Origin of the sequence: Globicatella sp. HMSC072A10, assembly GCF_001811625.1 — a bacterium.
In the GTDB taxonomy this organism is placed as follows: Bacteria; Bacillota; Bacilli; order Lactobacillales; family Aerococcaceae; genus Globicatella; species Globicatella sanguinis.
Genome location: NZ_KV805643.1, coordinates 1 through 4,154 on the forward strand (window position 1 = coordinate 1; position 4,154 = coordinate 4,154).

Consider the following 4,154-nt stretch of genomic DNA (forward strand, 5'->3'; position numbering starts at 1 on the left):
TTGTTTTCTACTTGACTTCATATAGTTAGTCTCATATCATTTTCACTGATTTATAACGGTTTGTATACTCCAATCGCCTTGCCTTCAAATAACTGCTTGTCAGATAAATCTTTAGATACTAATTTCTTCAATCTCATTATATTGTTGTCTAAATCCCCATTCATTAGCATCAAATAGATACACTTCATCTCCTTGATTGACTTCTGGTGACAATGAATTATCTGCTGCTACTACACAAAAATTTGCTTGATTTGCCATTGATTGATTCATTATTAAAACTCCTTTTCTCAAACTTTCAGTCTTATTTTGTTAATGTTGTTGTTCATGTTGTGTTTACGTTTATCTTGTTCAAAAACGTTGATATAACAACGTTCGTAAGTGTGTTCACGTTGTTCACGTTCTTTTCCAGAAATTCCATTTGTATATAACATGTACATATATATTTATTATATTTTTAAAAGTCTATAACAACATAAACAACGTGAACAAGGCTCTTAAATGTTGATTTACCAACGTTAATGCTGTTCACATTGAACGTGAACAAAAGGTGAACAGATGGTAAACATTATCCTGATTTTTCGATAGCTTTGGCTGTTCCAACTTTAACAAAATCTTTCATTTCATATGGTAAGGTGCTTATGTAGTCTTCATTAAATCTCGAGTTTTTTTCTTCAAACGTGCCTTCGCTTAACTCATTTAAATTTTTTAGTATCTCATTGACAAAGCCATAAGGAATGGTTGAATGGCGATTGTTATTCTCTTTAAGGTATTCAATAAAATCAGATTTAATAAATTTTATCGGTACTCGTTCATAATAGGTGTAATTCTCTACTAGATAACGTTCGATAACATAACTTCGGATGATATCATTTTTAACCTTGTAATTACTTATGGCATCTTTAACTGCTTCTGGTTCAATAAACTTTTCAAAATTCATGTTGATTGCTTTATGTAGCACATACTCCAATACTTCTGTATCTTTTATATACTCGTCTTTTATTTTAGTGTTTTCTTTTTTGCCATTAAAATTAGCGTTAAATGGTATGATTAGTAATCTTCTATACCAACCATTTGATTTATTGCCTTTAACATTCGGCATCTCGTTCCCACTAAACAAACAGAACATTTTCAATTGGGCGCTGTATATCCCACCGTTTTTTATCTCAATAGAAATTGGATCACCGGTGGCTATGGACATTAAATCAGATACTGAATCAACTGGGGTTCTGCTAATGTCATCTCCGATATTACACGTTTTCCCAAGTAACATTGATTTCTTAAATTTGTTAGAATCTCCACCAAACTCTTCCATTTTTAATGTCGCAATATTGCTAAAACCTAATAGATTAATAATCAATTGTTGAAAACTTCCTTTACCTGAACTGCCTTCCCCAACTAAAAAACCAATCTTTTTTCTTGTATAATTCGAATTAATAGCTTCGTTTAATACCTGATAAAGTAATGTCACCATTTCCTCATCACCTAGTACAAGTGATTTGAGCCAATCTTCAACGTTCCATCCGTCTATGCTCTTTAGTTTGGCATCTGGATTATAATTTGTTTCAATTTTACTGGTAAAAATATATTTAGGATTAAACTCTAATAATTTTTTACTCTTAGTATTAAATATCCCATTACCTACTGGTATCAAATGCCTATGTTCATTTGGTTTTTCTAAAGGTACTTTTATACGGATAATTTCAATGACATTTTTCCAATCGCTGGGGAGCGCTTGAAACTCAATACTATTAGTCAACTGGTAGATTAAATTAACGCTAGAATCGTAAATGCCGGTATCTGGATTGAAAACATAAAGCATACTATAATCCCTTGAAGTACCAATCAATTTGAAATACCATTCCCTTTGTAAAATATCAGCAATTATACTTGGTGGAAATTTTTCATATTTCCCTTTATCTCGCATAGTATAAGATAAATCTGATAATTTACGTTTTAATTCTTCAATTGATTTAGGTTTTTGTGCTTTAATATTTATTGGCTCAACTTTATTTACTTTAGCTACTAATTCCTTAAGTTCTTCTGGCATTTCCCGATTGCTTATTTGTTCCAATCCTATCCACCTCTTTTCAACTCCTTATTCAAAATACTTTTAAATATCGTATTTAACTCTTCACTATCAAGTGCTGGCTTTACAAAATTATCATTTATCAACCATAACCATTGATAAGCAATGTTTGGATCCATTCCTAAATATAAAAACTTGCCAATTTGCTTAGTTAACCACACATTCCGATTACCTTCACTAACCCCTGCCATTATTTCTTCCAGAACAATGGCTGTATATTTTTTATTTCCGTTATGAGTGAAGTCGATATTAATCTGTTCTTTTTCCATCTTAAACGCTGCAAGGCAATCATCAACACTCAATAGGATGCCTTTATTTCTGATAATCATTGATTCGTTTGTATAGGGTGTAAGAACAGGTAGACCCATTAACTGAGAAAATTTTTCGCCTTGTTTATCGTATTCTAGACCAATTAACTTCCCTACATTCCTAACAAGAAGCAGATTCTCTTCTTCGTTATACTCACGATCAAGACCTATCACTAGTCGATACCTGAACCGTTTGTCTCCCTTTTTATCAAAACAATGTATAGTAGGATAAAGTATATAAGTGATACCTTCTAATTCTGACTGTATCTTTAAAATAAACTCTTCGTAAGATAAATCTAATTTTTCATAATCAAAAGTAAGAACTTCTTTATACAATAAATTACTATCATTTCTTTTATTGTTAAGTAACTCTCCCGTCAAAAAATACTGCGATTGGTTCACTTTATATAAATCTCTATCATCATAGTCACTAATATCAACATATTCTGGTTTATAATTAAATAAAAACTCCATTGGATTTATGTCAATAGGTGTCATACTTGCCGTCCTTACACCTGAACAAGTGTAAATCATGCTATCACCTCATTCCATTGAAAATGTTCATCATATCTTCCTAAAATCATTTATTCCTTTAGCTCCATTAATTCCAATTCATCAAGTAATAGAGAAAGAAAAGTACTGATTTTATCTATTTCCCGATTAACTGTATATGCCAGTGGTATTAGATTTTCTGATTCAATGTCATCTGATGCACTTGAAAATACTTTTTCATTTGCATTCTGAATTTCACTTACATAGTCCAATATAGCTTCAGTTAAATGTTTTGATCTAATTATGTTAAATTGTAATTCATCTGATAAAGTATTCTCATGAACTTCTTCATTTTTTAAATAATTGTTTGTCATGTAAATTTCCCCATTTCATATTTTTGTGTTAAAATGAGAATAGTTATCCTTTGTAAAAATAACTATTCCTAGCATTTGAGAGATGGCCGTCTTTCGAATGCTTTTTTGTTTGTTCAACTTTTTTAGTTCTGTTGAATATGGCCTGCATTTTCAATCGAAACTTCAATAAGCGTGCTAATTTTTTCAATACTACGGCTAACTTCAAACATCAATAGATTCAGTTCATTTAGTCTTTTTTCAGCATCTTTCTGCGTTTCAACTGCTAACATTTGCGCTTCAATATCAGAACAATAATCTCTTGCGGTAAGTAATAGTTGCTTAATTACATAAGCATCTAAATTTAAATCCTTCATATTCATATCCTCTTTCATTGCTAGTTTTCTACTCTTGTGGTGTGCTTGGTAGAATTATTTTTTCATTGAGTTTAATATTTCTGCTACATCTTCTATATCAATTAACTTTCGTTTACCTAAACTTATGTATTTTAAGCCATTTGCATATAATTCTTCTAATGTTTCATATCCAATTCCTAAATACTTCATTAACTCTTTCTGTTGTAAGTATCTTTTCGGTAAAGAAGCTTTTTCAACTGCTTTATCCATTCCGATAACTGAAAGCTCTTCAAACCTTGCAATAATTCTTTCCTCATATTCAGCGGGTAACACAACCTGTAACATTGGCTGTTGACTAAAATTTTCTACCAACATTTAAATTCCTCCTTTTCTTCAGTTCTTCCGTACATTAACATATAGCAATGATTTACTTTGTTATAACTATCATTGATAGCTTGCAATATAATAAAAACAGATAGTATAAAAAATAATGCAACACTCACTGAAAAAATATATTTATTTAGCTTTTTCATAAAAAACCTTAAGAGTGCTTCGCACTCTA

Annotated in this window: 7 protein-coding genes; all 7 read right to left on the bottom strand. The window is 30.7% G+C overall.

The annotated features are described in order from the left end of the window. Positions 1-111: 111 nt before the first annotated feature. A complete protein-coding gene (locus HMPREF2811_RS11330; RefSeq protein ID WP_168164930.1) occupies positions 112-270 on the bottom strand; it encodes a hypothetical protein in 159 nt (52 codons plus the stop codon). Between the two features lie 295 nt (positions 271-565). After that, complete coding sequence (locus tag HMPREF2811_RS02530; RefSeq protein ID WP_084801866.1) at positions 566-2,071, bottom strand: DNA primase family protein; 1,506 nt, start codon at positions 2,069-2,071, stop codon at positions 566-568. 2 nt (positions 2,072-2,073) lie between these two features. Then, positions 2,074-2,892 carry a primase alpha helix C-terminal domain-containing protein gene (locus HMPREF2811_RS02535; RefSeq protein WP_168164931.1) on the bottom strand — a complete coding sequence of 273 codons (819 nt, stop codon included), beginning with the start codon at positions 2,890-2,892 and terminating at the stop codon, positions 2,074-2,076. An 86-nt stretch (positions 2,893-2,978) separates the two neighbouring features. Continuing rightward, entirely contained in the window at positions 2,979-3,260 is a 282-nt protein-coding gene (locus tag HMPREF2811_RS02540) for a hypothetical protein (protein WP_071407961.1), read from the bottom strand. A gap of 122 nt (positions 3,261-3,382) precedes the next feature. Further along, a complete protein-coding gene (locus tag HMPREF2811_RS02545) occupies positions 3,383-3,613 on the bottom strand; it encodes a hypothetical protein (protein ID WP_071407962.1) in 231 nt (76 codons plus the stop codon). Positions 3,614-3,667: 54 nt separating this feature from the next. Then, positions 3,668-3,967, bottom strand: coding sequence for a hypothetical protein (locus HMPREF2811_RS02550; protein WP_084801868.1), 300 nt, complete (start codon positions 3,965-3,967; stop codon positions 3,668-3,670). Then, positions 3,958-4,154: hypothetical protein (locus HMPREF2811_RS11505; RefSeq protein WP_210386533.1), on the bottom strand; the 197-nt coding region annotated here is incomplete at its 5' end. The genes HMPREF2811_RS11505 and HMPREF2811_RS02550, both read right to left, overlap by 10 nt.